The following is a 15,581-nucleotide window of genomic DNA, read 5'->3' as shown; positions in this document are numbered from 1 at the left end:
TTTAGTACCAGCGCTTTTTCTTCTTTTTCGAAGCTGTACTTTTTCGTCCTTTTTTATGTTTACTACCTGTTTTTTTAGATTTATGAACAACAGGTTTAGCTTTGGGATCTAATGGATATGGATGTTCAGTTTCAATAGGAATTTCTAATTGAATAAGTTGTTGAATAGTTTTAATGTAACTCTTTTCATCAGCAGAACATAGCGAATAAGCTGTTCCGGTTTTACCCGCGCGAGCCGTTCTACCAATGCGATGCACATAGGTTTCTGGTACGTTAGGTAAATCGAAATTTATAACGGCATCTAATTCATTAATATCTATACCACGTGCTGCAACATCTGTAGCAATAAGAATATTAACGTAACCATTTTTAAATTTATTTAAAGCATCTTGTCGTAAATTTTGTGTTTTATCGCCATGAATACTATCAACTTTATAACCGTTTTTAGTTAATGTTTGTTCCAGTTTGTTTACTCCAAATTTGGTTCGTCTAAAAATTATAATACTACCTTTAATAGTGTTTCGTAGTAAGTGTAAACACAATTCCATTTTATTACGTTTAGGTACGTAATATAAAATTTGATTAATATTTTTTGAAGTTGAAGAGTTTGAAGCAACTTCAATACGTTCTGGAGTATTTAAAATGGTGTTGGCAAGTTGCTCAACTTTTGCAGGTATGGTTGCTGAGAATAATAAAATTTGTTTTTCTTTTGTACAAAGGCGTTCAATTTTTTTAACATCATCAATAAAGCCCATGTCTAACATTAAGTCGGCTTCATCTAAAACTAAAGTTTCAACATAGTCTAAATTTAGTAAATCTTGTTTGTGTAAATCTAGTAAACGACCTGGTGTTGCAATTAAAATATCGACACCTTTATTTAAAATATCCTTTTGAGGTTCAATTGATGTACCTCCAAAAATTACAGCAGATCTTAAGTTTGTATATTTTCCTAAGGTTTTAAAGTTATCTTGAATTTGAGAGGCCAATTCTCGAGTTGGACTCACAATTAAAGCTTTAACTTTTTTGCCTTTTTTAGGTGCATCTTGATAATCGAAAAACTTTTGAAGAATAGGTAAAGCAAATGCAGCTGTTTTACCTGTTCCTGTTTGTGCAGAAACAATAACATCTTTGTTGTTTAAAACAGAAGGAATTGTTTTTTCTTGAACCAATGTAGGAGCAAGGTAACCTGCTTCATCAATAGCTTTTAAAATAGGTTTGTTTAACTTAAAATTTGAAAATGACATACCAAAATTTTAGGCAAAGATAAGGTAAACAAATTTAGTTTAATGCTTTAAAGGTATTGTTATACCAACTGCGAATGCTCCAGAAAATTGTTTTACACTTGGAGTGAAATAATAGGTTAGTCCTAAATCTACTTGATGCTGTTTACCCAATTCTAAACCCAAGGCAAACGGAATATGATATAAAATACCAGATTTATTGTAATTATAAAATGCGGTTTCGCTAACAAATTTACCTACGGATGCACCAATACCAATTTCAGCATACGGAGCAACCCAAGGAATAGGAGCTCTCAATCTAGCTTTTCCTCCAAAAAGAAGCGCTTTAGTTTCAGCTTTTTCGTTTGTTGGATTATTGTTTAAGTCTTTACCGTTAGAAGATGTTGTTATAAAACCCAAATAAGGTTTAAACTCTACCCATGATGCTACTGTTAAAACCAATTCACCTTGAAGATAAAATCCATCGTCTGCAATATCATCAACACTGTCATAAGGCGCAGTTATACCATAACCAACCATGATGTTTAATGCTTTTTCTTTTATAGTTTGACAGTAAACAAAGCTGGTTGCAAGTACAAGAGAAATACAGAATAGTTTTTTTAAATGCATTTTAAAGGTAGTTATGTTGTGAATTTTTGCCGATAAAAATAAAAAAAAAGCTATTCCGTTAACCGAAATAGCTTTTTAATTTAAGATAATATACTAAAATTACTCACCTAAAAAAGGATAGCGGTAATCAGTAGGTGTTACAAAGGTTTCTTTAATCATTCTTGGCGACACCCAACGTAATAAGTTTTGTGCGCTACCTGCTTTATCATTTGTTCCAGAAGCTCTAGCACCACCAAATGGCTGTTGCCCAACAACGGCTCCGGTAGGTTTATCGTTTATGTAAAAGTTACCTGCACTGTTTTGTAAAGCTTCAGTAGCTTGTGTAATTGCATATCTATCGGTTGATAAAATGGCACCGGTTAAGGCATACTCGCTAGTTTCATCTACTAATTTTAAAGTTTCCGCGTAAGCGTCATCTTCATAAACATAAATAGTAATTACAGGTCCAAAAAGTTCGGTACACATGGTTGTGTATTTTGGGTTTGTTGTTACTATTACCGTAGGTTCAATAAAATACCCTTTGCTTTTATCGTAATTTCCACCAGCTATAATTTCGGCATCGGTATCGTTTTTAGCACCATCAATATATTTAGCTAATTTATCGAAAGAACCTTCGTGAATTACAGCAGTAATAAAGTTGTTCATGTCTTCTGGAGAACCCATTTTAAAAGAAGCAATATCTTCTAAAACAAAATGCTTAACATCTGCCCAAATGCTTTTTGGTATGTAAGCTCTAGAAGCTGCACTACATTTTTGCCCTTGAAACTCAAAAGCACCACGTGAAATAGCTGTTGCCACTTGTTTTGCATTAGCCGATTTATGTGCTACAATAAAATCTTTACCACCAGTTTCTCCAACAATTCGCGGGTAAGTTTTGTAGTTGTGTATATTGTTACCTATTTGTTTCCATAGCTCTTTGAAAATAAAGGTAGAACCTGTAAAATGTAAACCTGAAAAATCTGGACTTGCAAGTACTGTTTCGGTAATCATTACTGGGTCTCCAAATACCACGTTAATTACACCAGCAGGTACACCAGCTTCTTTGAAAACATCCATTATAACTTTAGCGGAATATACTTGGCTATCACTTGGTTTCCAAACAACAACATTACCCATTAAAGCCATACATGCTGGTAAATTTCCTGCAATTGCGGTAAAATTAAATGGAGTAACAGCATAAGTGAAACCTTCTAGTGGTCTGTATTCAATACGGTTCCAGGCATCGCTTGTGCTTTCTGGTTGTTCCATGTAAATATCAGTCATAAACTGTACGTTAAAACGTAAAAAGTCTACCAACTCACAAGCCGAATCAATCTCTGCTTGGTGAATGGTTTTAGACTGAGCAATCATAGTTGCAGCATTAATTTTTGCACGGTAAGGACCAGCAATTAACTCGGCTGCTTTTAAAAATATACCAGCGCGTTGTTCCCAAGGCATTAAACTCCATGTTTTTCTTGCTTCTAAAGCTGTAGAGATGGCGTTTTCAACATGACTTTTTTCTGCTAAATGAAACGTTCCTACAATATGTTTATGGTCATGGGGAGGCGACATTTCTTTTGTGTTGCCTGTTTCGATATCTTCACCATTAATATATAGTGGTACATCAATTTTGCTATTAAACATGTCCTTGTATGCAGTAAGTACTTCTGTGCGCTCTGGAGTTCCAGGTGCGTAAGATTTTACAGGTTCGTTTACAGCAACAGGTACATTAAAAAAGCCTTTTCCCATGATTTGTTGTTTTTTGTTATTGAAAATTCATTAATTAAGCCACAAAATTACGAATTTTTAAATGAATAATGATGATTGTATTTCCCCAAAAATGTGTTAATATTTAGTTTATATTTGTAAACTGCTAACCTGTTTAAAGCTTATTTGTAACATGTGTACAGTTTCTATATTTCCTAAGGGAAATAATGATTTTATTTTAACATCCAACCGAGATGAGGCGCCTAGTAGAATATCTTTGCCTCCAAGTTTTTACGATTTTAATGGGAAAAAACTGTTATATCCAAAGGATGAATTATCTGAAGGTACTTGGGTAGGTGTTAGTGAAAACAACCGACTAATTTGTTTGCTTAACGGTGGGTTTAAACTGCATACAAGACAGCCGGTGTATAGAAAAAGTAGAGGTATAGTGGTTAAGGAGTTATTGGTAGCTCCGCATATTATAAATATATTTAACGATTATAATTTTTTAGGAATTGAACCCTTTACTTTAGTAATTGTAGACTGGAACGACGGATTACAGTTTTATCAGTTTGTTTGGGATGGTTTAGAAAAATACTTTGAAAAATTACCTTTAGAGCCTAAAATTTGGTCTTCAGCAACTTTATATACTTCAGATATGAAGGTTGAAAGATTAGAATGGTTTAAAGCATTTGTAGATACTAATGAAAATTCTGCAAACGATATTCTTGATTTTCATAAATACGCTGGAAAAGATAATGACGAATACGGTACGGTAATGAATCGTGGTTTTGTAAAAACTACAAGTATTACTCAAGTTTGTAAAACAGGAACAACAGTAGAGATGAGGTACGAAAACGTTCGTAATAAATTTGTGTCTAAAGAACAGTTTAAATTTCCTGAGCCTATAAATGAATAATACCGGAATTATTATAACCTTAGCTTATCCTGAAACTATTGTTATGGTTGCCGATGAGTGGTATTCTCCTTTTTTAAGGTTTATTGGTATTGGTAAAAAAGATTATTTAAGAGCTGGACATGCCGCTTTAGTTTTAATTAATAAGGAAACTGGAGTTTTAGAGTATCATGATTTTGGTAGGTATATTACTCCAGAACCAACAGGGCGGGTTAGAGGTAAAGATACCGACAATGAATTGCATTTTCCTATTCAAGCAAAAATTCAAGACAGCCAAATTCTTAATTTAGATGAAATTTTAAAGTTTCTTGCTACCAAGCCAAAATTAACTCATGGCGACGGTAAACTTGTAGCGTCTGTTTGCACTAAAGTTAATTATTTAAAAGCACGTACGCACATTACCCAAATGCAAAACAAACATTTTATTAGATATGCCGCTTTTATAAAAAACGCTTGTAATTGTGCACGTTTTGTAACAGAAAGTTTAATTGCTTCGGTTACAGATGGTAATGTTAAAAAGGCTTTGCAAAAATCGTTATGGTTTACGCCAAGTACTGTTGGTAATGTGTTGTTAGGAAATACAGAAAGTGCAGTTTATGAAGTTACAGAGACTGGTGAAATTTCAATATTTAAAGGTTCTCAAAAAAGTGAAAATCTGCGATGTTTTTTAGATAAATTAAAAGAACATAATGTGAATTTAGTGGGCACTTTAAAGCCTAAACCTGTTAAAGGTGTTCATGAAAATGCACAATGGCTATCTGGGATTGCCGCTGGTGCTTGGTTTGAATTACATAAAACAGATAAATTAAATGTTTACCGTTTTAGAAGAATTTCTCCTTATGGTAATATTGATGTTGACGATTTTTATGAAGTAGAAAACACCAAGTTTAATTTTGATTTAGATTATGTATTTGTACATTATTCTAACTGTAAATTTTTTAATGTTAAACAAAACGGTAAGGTTTATAAATTTAATAGAATAGCCTGAACTTACTTGCGCGTTAGGGATTGAAGCGGCATCCTTTTTTGTAGTGTTATAATTTGCTAATATTACTTTTGTATTGTTGTTTGTACGTGCTTTGAAGAATTTAAAAAACTACTTTACAAAAAAGATATAGTGTAAAGCCCGCCCGAACGCCCAAATTAATTTACTGCAAACGGAGCGCTTAATTTAAATGTTGGTATGGTAACATCAAACTTTTTAGTGGTTGTAAAGTTTACCATGCTGTAAAAACCTTGCATGGCTCCAAATGGAGATGATAATAAGCAGCCAGAAGTATAAGTGTGCGATTCCCCTGGTTTTATTACTGGTTTTTTACCAATAACGCCTTCGCCAGCAACAATTTCTACATTATTTAAGGCGTCTAAAATTTCCCAATGGCGCGCGTTAAGCTGAACAGAGTCTTTGCTTTGGTTTTCGATGGTTACCGTATAACCAAAGGCATACTGTATTTTATAATTTTTATAAAACGAGCCTTCGAAATTGGTTTCGACCGAAATTTTTATGCCTTTTGTTACTTGTTGAACCATACTAATTGTTGATAAACAATGCGTTTCGTTACAAAAATAAGAAATAATTTTTTGTTGTGGATATATTTCTGTACGATTACCTTAAAAATTAGTTAAACAACGTGTTAATTGGAGATATTTACCGATGTGCCTTCTCCAAACCCTATTATTTTGTCGTAGCGAGCGCCTAAATCGCGATAATAAACTAAAACTTTATAATTGTTTTCGGTTTGATAAAAGTTACCACCTATTTCACTTTCGTTAATTTTACCATTATCAAGCGCAACAAAATTATAGTTGTAAAACCCTTGTTTTAATAATAAGGCTTTATAAAATACGTTTCGTTGAGCATCGAATTGCATTTTGGTTTCGGCATCGAGCGAAAAGTTATTGAAGTTACCATAAACGTAAATATCTTTATTGATGAGTTTTTCGGTAGCTTTTAACGAAAAATGTACCCATACATAATCGGCTTCAATGGTGGAGTCTTCTGCATCGATATTTAATACAGTGTAGTTACCATTAATATCTGGAAAATAGGTGTAAGCAGAGTTGTTTCTCGGTAAATTGGTGTACAGGTAGCTGTGATATAAATCTTTTAAATCGATATATTGAACACCGTTATTTGCAGCTCTTATATCTTTGTTTTCAAAATATAAGTATTCGTTTCCTGCCCAAAAACTAGTTTCTTTATCATATCTGTATATAAGTTGCGAGCCTACTGTATATTGAGGTTTTATATTAGTTATTGCAGTTTTTAAATTGTTATTTTTTATTATGGTAGCTTTAACCGTTTGTGTAGGATTGTTTAAATTGTTGCTGTTGGTATTTACTAGAATTTCAACACGTTGTTTTTGTTCTACAAATTGTAAATCTCTTGATCTTTTTAGGGTGACTCCAACGCTAACCTGCTCTTCGTAAAGCATAAATTTTCGTGAAAAAACTAAATGGTTATCGTTGTTAAAAACTGAAATTATATAATTACCTGAAACTTTTAGGCTTTTAGTAAAGCGGTTAGGAATTGTTAGTTTGTAATGAGAGTAAATTTGGTAGGTGTTATACGAGTTTTCGTAGTCACGAATACGTTGATTGTCGAACCCATCTAAAAACTCTGGCTTCATTAGTTTCGAGGGTGTCCAATCGTAATTAAAATGTTCAATTTTATAATAATAATCGTCTTCGTTGCCGTTTAAGGCATCAAACGATAATTGAATGGTCTCTCCAAGTTTTAAAATAGGAAGTTGAGATAAATCGGTGTTACTTTTAAAGATTATGGTTTTAATATAATCTGGCGGATTTACTTCTTCAACTTGAGCGAAAATAGTTGAAGATATGAAGCAAAAAGCTAGAACAAAGCGGTTTAATAATTTCATTAATTAAATTAAAATTTTAGTAAAGATAAACAAAATCTATGCCTAATTAAAAAGTGTTATTTAGAATTGGTATAAATAGATTAATAGCGCGATTATAAATAGATTTTAAATGAATTACTTCGTATTTTTGCAGCGATTTTTATAAAAATAAATTCAACAAAAAGATAATATGTCAAACGACATTCGTATTAAAAAGGGTCTGGACATTAAACTTAATGGTGAAGCTGAAAAAACTGTAGAACAAGCAGTTGTAAGCAACTACTGCACCATAAGACCAGAAGATTTCCACGGTGTTATTCCAAAACTTGTTGCAAAAGAAGGCACATCTGTTAACGCAGGTGGTGTTTTGTTTTATAATAAAGCCAACGAAGCGGTAAAATTTGTATCGCCAGTTTCAGGTAAAGTTGTAGAGATCGTACGTGGACCAAAGAGACGCATTGATGCTATTAAAATTGAAGCAAGCAAACCACAAACTTTTGAAGAGTTTGGTAAGTTTGATGTTGATGGCGCAACAGCGGAAAGTGTTAAATCGCATTTGCTACAAGCAGGTTGCTGGCCGTTTGTTAAACAACGACCGTACGATGTAATTGCAAACCCAGAAAAGGCACCAAAAGCCATTTTTATTTCGGGTTATGCTTCTGCACCGCTTGCTGCTGATTTGGATTTTACCTTACAAGGTAAAGAAGCCGAATTGCAAGCTGCTGTTACGGCTTTAGCAAAACTTACCGAAGGTAAAGTGCATGTATCGGTTGGGAAGTCTTCCAACTCACCACTTGCAGGTTTATCTGGTGTAACATTGCATAAAGTATCTGGGCCACATCCATCAGGGAATGTAGGTACTCAAATTAACAAAATAGATCCGATAAATAAAGGGGAAGTTGTGTGGACGGTAAATCCGCAAGACTTGGTGATTATTGGAGAGTTATTATTAACTGGTAAGTTTAATGCAGAACGCATTGTAGCCTTAGTAGGTTCTTCGGTACAAAAACCACGTTATTTTAAAACTGTAGTTGGAAGTGAAGTTGCTACTATGATTTATGATAAAGGTGTAGAGCAATCTGGAAATGATCGTATTATTTCTGGTAATGTGCTTTCTGGTAAAGAAATTAAAGCCGATGGCGCTTTGGATTACTACAGTGATACCATTTCGGTAATTCCAGAAGGTGATGATTACGACTTTTTTGGATGGAACAAACCTGTATTTAATAAAGTATCTACTTCTAGAGCATTAACTTTTTCTTGGTTAAACCCTAACAAAAAATATAGTCTAGATACAAATACAAACGGTGAACACCGCGCGTTTGTGGTAACTGGTAATTACGAAGAGGTTTTTCCTTTAGATATTTTTCCAATGCAAATTCTAAAAGCTTGTATGTACAAAGATTTAGATGAAATGGAAGCTTTAGGAATGTACGAAGTAGCACCAGAAGATTTTGCACTTACCGAGTTTGTTTGTGTTTCTAAACAACCACATCAAAAAATTATTAGAGAAGGTTTAGACTTAATGATTAAAGAGATAGGATAATGAGTTTAAAAAATAACTTACATAATCTAAAAGAAAAGTATAAAGGAAAAAAAATAGCACCGCTATTTAATGGTTTTCATACTTTTTTATATCTGCCGAATGAGACGACTCACGGCGGAACACACATTAAAGCAGCCGACGATTTAAAACGTACCATGAATACGGTAATTATGGCTTTAATACCGTGTTTAATTTTTGGTATGTTTAACGCTGGTTACCAACATCACGTTGCAATTGGAGAAATTAGTAAAGTTTCAGCAGGGTTTTTTAGTTCAGAGTTTTGGACTTTAGCGAATCTTGGTGTAGGCGCATTAAAAATTTTGCCACTTGTTATTGTATCGTATGTAGTTGGTTTAGCTATAGAATTTATCTTCTGTATAATTAAGGGTCACGAAATTGAAGAAGGTTACTTAGTAACTGGAATGCTTGTGCCATTAATTGTACCAGTAGATCTACCACTTTGGATGCTTGCTGTTGCAGTTGCCTTTGGTGTTGTAATAGGTAAAGAGGTTTTTGGAGGAACAGGAATGAATATCTTAAACCCAGCATTAACTATTCGTGCTTTTTTATTCTTCGCATATCCAACTTGGATGTCGGGAGATAAAGTATGGGTTCACGGTGCAGTTGAGCGTGCTCAAGAAATAGCTGGAGGTGCAAATGTTGATGTAATTTCTGGTGAAACTATTTTAGGTAGTTTAGCACAGAGCAACGGCGCGGGTTATTCTGTTGCCGATATGTTCTTTGGATTTATTCCAGGTTCGGTTGGTGAAACATCTACTTTATTAATTTTATTAGGAGGTTTATTTTTAATCTTCACTAAAATAGGAAGCTGGAGAATTATGTTATCATCAGTACTTGGTGCTATAGTAATGGGCTTAATCTTCAATGGTGTTGTAAGTTCTGGTTGGATTACAGAAAGCAGCAAGTTTTACGGATTAATGAGTACCGAATTCTGGCATCATTTATTAATTGGTGGTTTTGCTTTTGGTACTGTGTTTATGGCTACAGATCCAGTAACGGCATCGCAAACCAATAAAGGAAAATGGGTTTACGGATTTCTAGTAGGTTTCATTTCAATTTTAATTCGTGTATTCAACCCTGCGTATCCAGAAGGTGTTATGTTAGCCATTCTTTTAATGAATGTGTTTGCACCTACTATCGATCATTATGTGGTACAAGGAAACGTTAAGAAAAGAATGAAACGTTTAAAAGTTAAAACAGCTTAAAAAGATGAGTAATAAAACAGATAGTAACGTATATACCATAATATTTGCCATTGCTATGGTAATTATTGTAGGAGCTTTATTAGCATTTACAGCTTCATCTTTAGCTCCAAAAATTTCAGAAAATCAACGTATAGAAAAGCAACAAAACATTCTGTACGCTATGGGTGTTAATAATAATGATGAAGGTAGCGCTGTGTTTGTTGATGCAAGCGAAGCTCAAGACCTATTTTCAAAATATATTACTAAACAATTAGTAATGCAAAATGGAAATGTAACAGAAGATGCTGAAGCGTACCTTATCGATATTAAAAAACAAAAAACAATAGGAACAAATAATCCAGATGAAAGAAAGTTACCTATATTCTTAGGCGATAAAGATGGTAAAACATATTATGTTATTCCAATTTACGGTAAAGGTTTATGGGATGCCATTTGGGGATATGTTTCTGTGGATAAAAATATGGTTATTCAAGGTGCTTATTTCGATCACAAAGGAGAAACACCTGGTTTAGGAGCAAATATTAAAGAACGCTTCTTTATGGATGACTTTATTGGAGAGCATTTGTTAGATAGCAACGGAAACTTTAAAGGTGTAGATGTTGCTAAAGGTAATGCTGATCCAAAAAACGAAAACAAAACCGATAACGAGGTTGATGCAATTGCAGGAGCCACCATTACAGGTAATGGAGTTACAGCAATGATAAAAAGCGATTTAAAGCTTTACAAACCTTATTTCGATAATCTTAAAAATAACTAAAACGTATGGGACTTTTATCAAAAAAAGATGCCAAGTTAATCACCGATCCGTTAGCAGATAATAACCCAATTACTATTCAGGTATTAGGTATTTGTTCGGCTTTAGCAATTACTGCTCAGTTAAAAGCATCAATTGTAATGGCTGTGTCTGTAATGGCTGTATTAGGTATAGGTAACGTGGTAATCTCGTTAATGCGAAACATTATTCCTTCAAAAATTAGAATTATTGTTCAGCTAGTTGTAGTTGCCGCTTTGGTAATTATTGTAGATCAAGTTTTAAAAGCCTTCTCGTACGAATTAAGTAAAACCCTATCGGTATTTGTAGGTTTAATTATTACCAACTGTATCATCATGGGACGTTTTGAAGCTTTTGCTTTAGGTAATGGACCATGGCGTTCGTTTTTAGATGGTATTGGTAATGCTTTAGGTTACGGAGTAATTCTAGTTATAGTAGGTTTCTTTAGAGAATTATTAGGTTCTGGTACATTATTAGGATTTAAAGTTTTAGGAGACCCAATTGAGAAAACAGGATTATATGCTATTGGTTACGAAAACAATGGCTTCATGTTATTATCGCCAATGGCGTTAATTGTTGTTGGAATTATTATTTGGGTACAACGTAGTAGAAATAAAGATTTAATAGAAGATTAAATTTAGTTAATGGTTAGGGGTTGATGGTTTTTAGGCCAGAAACTAACAACTAGCAACTAAAAACTAATATCATATGGAACATATAGAATTATTTTTCAAATCAATATTTATAGATAACATGGTATTTGCCACGTTCCTTGGGATGTGTTCTTACCTTGCGGTATCTAAAAAAGTAAGTACAGCCGTTGGTTTAGGTGCTGCAGTAGTTTTCGTATTAGCTGTAACTGTGCCTGTAAACTGGTTGTTAGACCAATATATTTTACAACCAGGTGCTTTAAAATGGTTAGGGGCAGAATATGCAGAGTACGATTTAAGTTTCCTTTCATTTATCATGTTTATTGCAACTATTGCAACTATGGTACAATTAGTGGAAATTGTGGTAGAAAAGTTTTCACCATCTTTATACAACTCTTTAGGTATATTTTTACCGCTTATTGCTGTAAACTGTGCGATTTTAGGAGGTTCGTTATTTATGCAATCTCGTGAAATTCAAACTATAGGCTTAGCATTTAATTATGGTATTTCTTCTGGAATAGGATGGTTTTTAGCCATTTTAGCTATCGCGGCAATACGTGAAAAAATACGTTACTCTAACGTACCAGCTCCATTAAGAGGTTTAGGTATTACTTTTATTATTACTGGTTTAATGGCCATTGGTTTTATGAGTTTTGGAGGAATGCTTACAGGTGGAGATGAAGAGGCTCCAGCAGAAGAAAAAGCTGCCAAAATTGAGAAAAAAGAAGATACAAAAGAAGACATTGAAGTCGCTAACAACATAAAAGTTATAAAGTAATATGATTTTAGCAGCAGGAACATTAGGAACCGTTATTGCAACAGTAAGTGCTTTTTTAGTAATTACATTGTTGTTAGTGGCGTTATTATTATTTGTAAAACAAAAATTATCGCCATCTGGTCCAGTAAAAATCACTATTAATGGTGAAAAAGAAATTGAAGTAGCCTCAGGTGGTAGTTTATTATCAACTTTAGGTAATCAAAAAATATTTTTACCATCGGCTTGTGGTGGTGGTGGTACTTGTATACAATGTGAGTGTCATGTTTTAGAAGGTGGAGGAGAAGCTTTACCAACCGAAACCCCTCATTTTACAAGAAAGGAATTACAACATGGTGCGCGTTTAGCTTGTCAAGTAAAAGTTAAGCAAGACATGAACATTACAATTCCAGAGGAAGTATTCGGAATTAAGAAATGGGAAGCAGAAGTTGTACGAAACTACAATGTAGCATCATTTATTAAAGAATTTGTTGTTCGTATTCCAGAGGATATGAACTACAAAGCAGGTGGATATATTCAAATTGAAATTCCTCAATGTGAAATTAAGTATTCTGATATAGATATTACAGCGCATCCAGAAGAGCATGAAACTCCAGATAAGTTTCAAGCAGAATGGGATAAGTTTGGTCTTTGGCCTTTAGTAATGAAAAATGATGATATAGTGGAGCGTGCTTATTCTATGGCTTCTTACCCTGCAGAAGGACGTGATATTATGCTTAACGTGCGTATTGCTACGCCACCATGGGATAGAAATAAAAACGGTTGGATGGATGTAAATCCAGGTGTGGCATCATCTTATATTTTCTCAAGAAAGCAAGGTGATAAAGTAACTATTTCTGGTCCTTATGGAGAGTTCTTTATTAACGAAAGTGATTCAGAAATGCTTTACGTTGGTGGTGGTGCTGGTATGGCACCAATGCGTTCGCATTTATATCACTTATTTAAGACGTTAGAAACAGGAAGAACAGTTACTTATTGGTATGGTGGACGTTCTAAGCGTGAATTGTTCTATTTAGAGCATTTTTATGAGTTAGAGCGTAAGTTTCCTAACTTTAAGTTCTTCTTAGCATTATCTGAACCTTTACCAGAAGATAACTGGAAGGTTAAGAAAGATATTCATGATGAAGAAGGCGATGGTTTTGTTGGATTTATTCACAATTGTGTAATCGATAATTATTTAAACCATCATGAGTCTCCAGAAGATATAGAACTATATTTCTGTGGACCACCATTAATGAACAAAGCCGTTCAAAAAATGGGTGAGGATTTTGGTATTCCAGATGAACATATTCGATTTGATGACTTTGGTGGATAATATTAAAGTTAAGTTTAAGAATCAAAAAAGCCAACTAAATAAATTAGTTGGCTTTTTTATTTAAAATATTTTTAAAAATTAAGCAATTAGTTCTTCTGAAATTTTTGCTAGTAATTCTACATTTATTGGTTTAATTATAAATTTTGAAACGGCTTCGTAGGTTTTTAATCTGTTTTTATCCTGAGGATCGATTGAAGAACTTACTACGTAAATAACCACTTCCTTGTGAGCTTTTATTTTTGTGAATTCATCAAGAAATTCCCAGCCATCCATAATAGGCATATTTAAATCTAGTAAAATAACGTTGGGCATATTTTCACCAGATTCTAAAATAGGCGTTAAATTATTTATTGCTTCTTGGCCGTTATTAAATATCATAAAAGACTCGCAAAAGTTTGCTAGTTTCATTAATTTTTTAACACTATAAATAAATATAGGGTCGTCATCGATTATACAAGCAACATCAATTTTTTTCATAATTTTTTAATTTCACAATAAATGTTGTACCTAAATTTACTTCACTTTCTACTTGAACTTGACCTCCAATGGCTTCAATTTGGTTTTTGGTAATGAATAAACCTATGCCTCTAGAGTCTTTATGCTTATGAAAGGTTTTATACATTCCAAATAGTTTTTCACCATATTTTTGTAAATCAATTCCCATTCCGTAATCACGTATTTTCAAAATTACAAAATTGTTTTTAATTTCTGCATTGATATCAATTACAGGATTGTCATTGGGTTTTTTATATTTAATAGCGTTCGTTAAAAAGTTTAAAATAATACTATCTAGGTAGGCTGGTATGGCCATTACCGTTATATTATCGTCGACATTAATTGATAATTTTGCGTTTGTGGCAATAATTTGGGCAGCAATACTATTGGCAATATTATTTATAGTAGGTAATAAACTAATAGGTTCGAGTTTAATGTCTTTTTTCGTGTTTATAGAAGCTACTTCATTAAGGTTATCCACAGTTTCACCCAAATGGTCTACTGCTTGTTTTAACAAGGGGTAAATCTCGTTTTCTGTAGATTCTGGAATTTCCATTTTCGCTAAATCTAATAACATATTTAAATTAGAGAAATGGGAACGTAAGTTGTGAGATACTATATGTGCAAAATTTAAAAGTCTTTTATTTTGGTTTTCGGTAGTATCTAATAAATTAACTATTTTTTTAGTACTTCGTTTTATTTGCGATATGTCGTTAATTTGAGTAACAAAATGCAACGGTTGCCCATTATTATCTCGTATTAAAGTTGATGAGATAAAAGCCCAAATTGTTCTACCGTTTTTTCCTAGGTATCTTTTTTCCGTTTGGAAATAATTTACCTTACCGTTCATCATATCCATAATGGCTTGCTTGCCCTTATTTTTATCGTTAGGGTGAGTTATATCTAAGAAAGAAAGCGCTAATAATTCGTTTTTTGTATATCCAAAAGTCTCACAAAAGCTTCTATTGGCATCAAGGAATTTACCTTTTAAATCTAAAGTAACCGTTCCAACGGCACTTAATTCAAAGGTTTTAGTTAATAACTGTTCTCTTCGGGCGAGTTCTGTAGTAATTTTTGTTTTTTCATCTATATCTTGAAAAACTCCCGATACTTTAAAACAAATACCATTATTTACTTGTGCTTTACCAATAGCTCTCACCCATTTTTCTTTTCCACTTGCAGTTATTATTTGTAATTCCACATCGTAGCTTTCATGTTTTTCAACACAATTTTTAAAGGCTTTGCTAATAGTGTCTCTGCTATATCCTTCTTTATAAAAGTTTATTCCTTCTTTAACACTAGGTTTGTATGATAATGGTAACTCGTGAATTTTATAGGTTTCGGGACTCCAAATAACTGTATTACTATCAAGAAATACTTCCCAAAATCCAATTTTAGCAGTACTTTGTATAAAATCTAAATAAAATTCTTTTTCATTCATTGAAAGTACGTTCTTAGAGCTTTGCATTTTTTGGAGGGTTAATTTTTCA

Annotated in this window: 15 protein-coding genes; 8 read left to right on the top strand and 7 right to left on the bottom strand. The window is 33.2% G+C overall.

Annotated elements, in window-relative coordinates; all coding sequences use genetic code 11:
* Position 1 precedes the first annotated feature (1 nt).
* The 3 genes from LG651_RS14950 to pruA all read right to left on the bottom strand — a co-directional run bounded on the left by LG651_RS14950 (position 2) and on the right by pruA (position 3,577).
* Positions 2 to 1,243, bottom strand: a complete 1,242-nt coding sequence (locus LG651_RS14950; protein ID WP_226696910.1) for a DEAD/DEAH box helicase — start codon at positions 1,241 to 1,243, stop codon at positions 2 to 4.
* Between the two features lie 39 nt (positions 1,244 to 1,282).
* Positions 1,283 to 1,849: a hypothetical protein gene (locus LG651_RS14945; protein WP_226696909.1), complete on the bottom strand. Its 567-nt coding sequence runs from the start codon at positions 1,847 to 1,849 to the stop codon at positions 1,283 to 1,285.
* A 99-nt stretch (positions 1,850 to 1,948) separates the two neighbouring features.
* Positions 1,949 to 3,577, bottom strand: coding sequence for an L-glutamate gamma-semialdehyde dehydrogenase (pruA, locus tag LG651_RS14940; RefSeq protein WP_226696908.1), 1,629 nt, complete (start codon positions 3,575 to 3,577; stop codon positions 1,949 to 1,951).
* Positions 3,578 to 3,728: 151 nt separating this feature from the next.
* On the opposite strand from pruA, the gene LG651_RS14935 reads away from it, so the two are divergent.
* A complete protein-coding gene (locus tag LG651_RS14935; protein WP_226696907.1) occupies positions 3,729 to 4,454 on the top strand; it encodes an NRDE family protein in 726 nt (241 codons plus the stop codon).
* Positions 4,447 to 5,439 carry a DUF6695 family protein gene (locus tag LG651_RS14930; RefSeq protein WP_226696906.1) on the top strand — a complete coding sequence of 331 codons (993 nt, stop codon included), beginning with the start codon at positions 4,447 to 4,449 and terminating at the stop codon, positions 5,437 to 5,439. Before LG651_RS14935 ends, LG651_RS14930 begins: the two co-directional genes overlap by 8 nt.
* A gap of 155 nt (positions 5,440 to 5,594) precedes the next feature.
* Here the strand turns inward: LG651_RS14930 and apaG are convergent, their stop codons facing one another.
* The gene (gene apaG / locus LG651_RS14925; RefSeq protein WP_226696905.1) at positions 5,595 to 5,981 is read right to left on the bottom strand and encodes a Co2+/Mg2+ efflux protein ApaG; all 387 of its coding nucleotides are present in this window, start codon (positions 5,979 to 5,981) and stop codon (positions 5,595 to 5,597) included.
* A 104-nt stretch (positions 5,982 to 6,085) separates the two neighbouring features.
* Positions 6,086 to 7,333: a type IX secretion system plug protein gene (locus tag LG651_RS14920; protein WP_226696904.1), complete on the bottom strand. Its 1,248-nt coding sequence runs from the start codon at positions 7,331 to 7,333 to the stop codon at positions 6,086 to 6,088.
* Between the two features lie 169 nt (positions 7,334 to 7,502).
* Here LG651_RS14920 and LG651_RS14915 point away from each other — a divergent pair, with 169 nt between their 5' ends.
* The 6 genes from LG651_RS14915 to nqrF all read left to right on the top strand — a co-directional run bounded on the left by LG651_RS14915 (position 7,503) and on the right by nqrF (position 13,596).
* Positions 7,503 to 8,858 (top strand): Na(+)-translocating NADH-quinone reductase subunit A, encoded by a 1,356-nt coding sequence (locus LG651_RS14915; protein WP_226696903.1) that lies wholly within the window; start codon positions 7,503 to 7,505, stop codon positions 8,856 to 8,858.
* Positions 8,858 to 10,084: an NADH:ubiquinone reductase (Na(+)-transporting) subunit B gene (locus LG651_RS14910; protein WP_226696902.1), complete on the top strand. Its 1,227-nt coding sequence runs from the start codon at positions 8,858 to 8,860 to the stop codon at positions 10,082 to 10,084. The genes LG651_RS14915 and LG651_RS14910 overlap by 1 nt, the downstream gene beginning before the upstream one ends.
* A 4-nt stretch (positions 10,085 to 10,088) precedes the next feature.
* Positions 10,089 to 10,841, top strand: coding sequence for a Na(+)-translocating NADH-quinone reductase subunit C (locus LG651_RS14905; protein WP_226696901.1), 753 nt, complete (start codon positions 10,089 to 10,091; stop codon positions 10,839 to 10,841).
* 5 nt (positions 10,842 to 10,846) lie between these two features.
* Positions 10,847 to 11,491 carry an NADH:ubiquinone reductase (Na(+)-transporting) subunit D gene (locus LG651_RS14900; RefSeq protein WP_044625883.1) on the top strand — a complete coding sequence of 215 codons (645 nt, stop codon included), beginning with the start codon at positions 10,847 to 10,849 and terminating at the stop codon, positions 11,489 to 11,491.
* A 73-nt stretch (positions 11,492 to 11,564) separates the two neighbouring features.
* Positions 11,565 to 12,284, top strand: coding sequence for an NADH:ubiquinone reductase (Na(+)-transporting) subunit E (nqrE, locus tag LG651_RS14895; RefSeq protein WP_226696900.1), 720 nt, complete (start codon positions 11,565 to 11,567; stop codon positions 12,282 to 12,284).
* A gap of 1 nt (position 12,285) precedes the next feature.
* Complete coding sequence (gene nqrF / locus LG651_RS14890; protein WP_226696899.1) at positions 12,286 to 13,596, top strand: NADH:ubiquinone reductase (Na(+)-transporting) subunit F; 1,311 nt, start codon at positions 12,286 to 12,288, stop codon at positions 13,594 to 13,596.
* 78 nt (positions 13,597 to 13,674) lie between these two features.
* On the opposite strand, the gene LG651_RS14885 is transcribed toward nqrF, so the two are convergent.
* Both LG651_RS14885 and LG651_RS14880 read right to left on the bottom strand, forming a co-directional pair.
* A complete protein-coding gene (locus tag LG651_RS14885; protein WP_226696898.1) occupies positions 13,675 to 14,073 on the bottom strand; it encodes a response regulator in 399 nt (132 codons plus the stop codon).
* Entirely contained in the window at positions 14,060 to 15,559 is a 1,500-nt protein-coding gene (locus LG651_RS14880; RefSeq protein WP_226696897.1) for a PAS domain-containing sensor histidine kinase, read from the bottom strand. The genes LG651_RS14885 and LG651_RS14880 overlap by 14 nt, the downstream gene beginning before the upstream one ends.
* Between the last annotated feature and the right edge of the window lie 22 nt (positions 15,560 to 15,581).

Origin of the sequence: Neotamlana sargassicola (assembly GCF_020523965.1) — a bacterium.
GTDB classification, from domain to species: Bacteria; Bacteroidota; Bacteroidia; order Flavobacteriales; family Flavobacteriaceae; genus Neotamlana; species Neotamlana sargassicola.
This window is presented reverse-complemented; position numbering and strand designations above follow the sequence as displayed.

What these genes read in the sequence shown, in the direction of transcription:
- LG651_RS14950 (WP_226696910.1), bottom strand. Translation starts at nt 1,243, where the DNA reads ATGTCATTTTCAAATTTTAAGTTAAACAAACCTATTTTAAAAGCTATT.
- LG651_RS14945 (WP_226696909.1), bottom strand. Translation starts at nt 1,849, where the DNA reads ATGCATTTAAAAAAACTATTCTGTATTTCTCTTGTACTTGCAACCAGC.
- pruA (WP_226696908.1), bottom strand. Translation starts at nt 3,577, where the DNA reads ATGGGAAAAGGCTTTTTTAATGTACCTGTTGCTGTAAACGAACCTGTA.
- LG651_RS14935 (WP_226696907.1), top strand. Translation starts at nt 3,729, where the DNA reads ATGTGTACAGTTTCTATATTTCCTAAGGGAAATAATGATTTTATTTTA.
- LG651_RS14930 (WP_226696906.1), top strand. Translation starts at nt 4,447, where the DNA reads ATGAATAATACCGGAATTATTATAACCTTAGCTTATCCTGAAACTATT.
- apaG (WP_226696905.1), bottom strand. Translation starts at nt 5,981, where the DNA reads ATGGTTCAACAAGTAACAAAAGGCATAAAAATTTCGGTCGAAACCAAT.
- LG651_RS14920 (WP_226696904.1), bottom strand. Translation starts at nt 7,333, where the DNA reads ATGAAATTATTAAACCGCTTTGTTCTAGCTTTTTGCTTCATATCTTCA.
- LG651_RS14915 (WP_226696903.1), top strand. Translation starts at nt 7,503, where the DNA reads ATGTCAAACGACATTCGTATTAAAAAGGGTCTGGACATTAAACTTAAT.
- LG651_RS14910 (WP_226696902.1), top strand. Translation starts at nt 8,858, where the DNA reads ATGAGTTTAAAAAATAACTTACATAATCTAAAAGAAAAGTATAAAGGA.
- LG651_RS14905 (WP_226696901.1), top strand. Translation starts at nt 10,089, where the DNA reads ATGAGTAATAAAACAGATAGTAACGTATATACCATAATATTTGCCATT.
- LG651_RS14900 (WP_044625883.1), top strand. Translation starts at nt 10,847, where the DNA reads ATGGGACTTTTATCAAAAAAAGATGCCAAGTTAATCACCGATCCGTTA.
- nqrE (WP_226696900.1), top strand. Translation starts at nt 11,565, where the DNA reads ATGGAACATATAGAATTATTTTTCAAATCAATATTTATAGATAACATG.
- nqrF (WP_226696899.1), top strand. Translation starts at nt 12,286, where the DNA reads ATGATTTTAGCAGCAGGAACATTAGGAACCGTTATTGCAACAGTAAGT.
- LG651_RS14885 (WP_226696898.1), bottom strand. Translation starts at nt 14,073, where the DNA reads ATGAAAAAAATTGATGTTGCTTGTATAATCGATGACGACCCTATATTT.
- LG651_RS14880 (WP_226696897.1), bottom strand. Translation starts at nt 15,559, where the DNA reads ATGCAAAGCTCTAAGAACGTACTTTCAATGAATGAAAAAGAATTTTAT.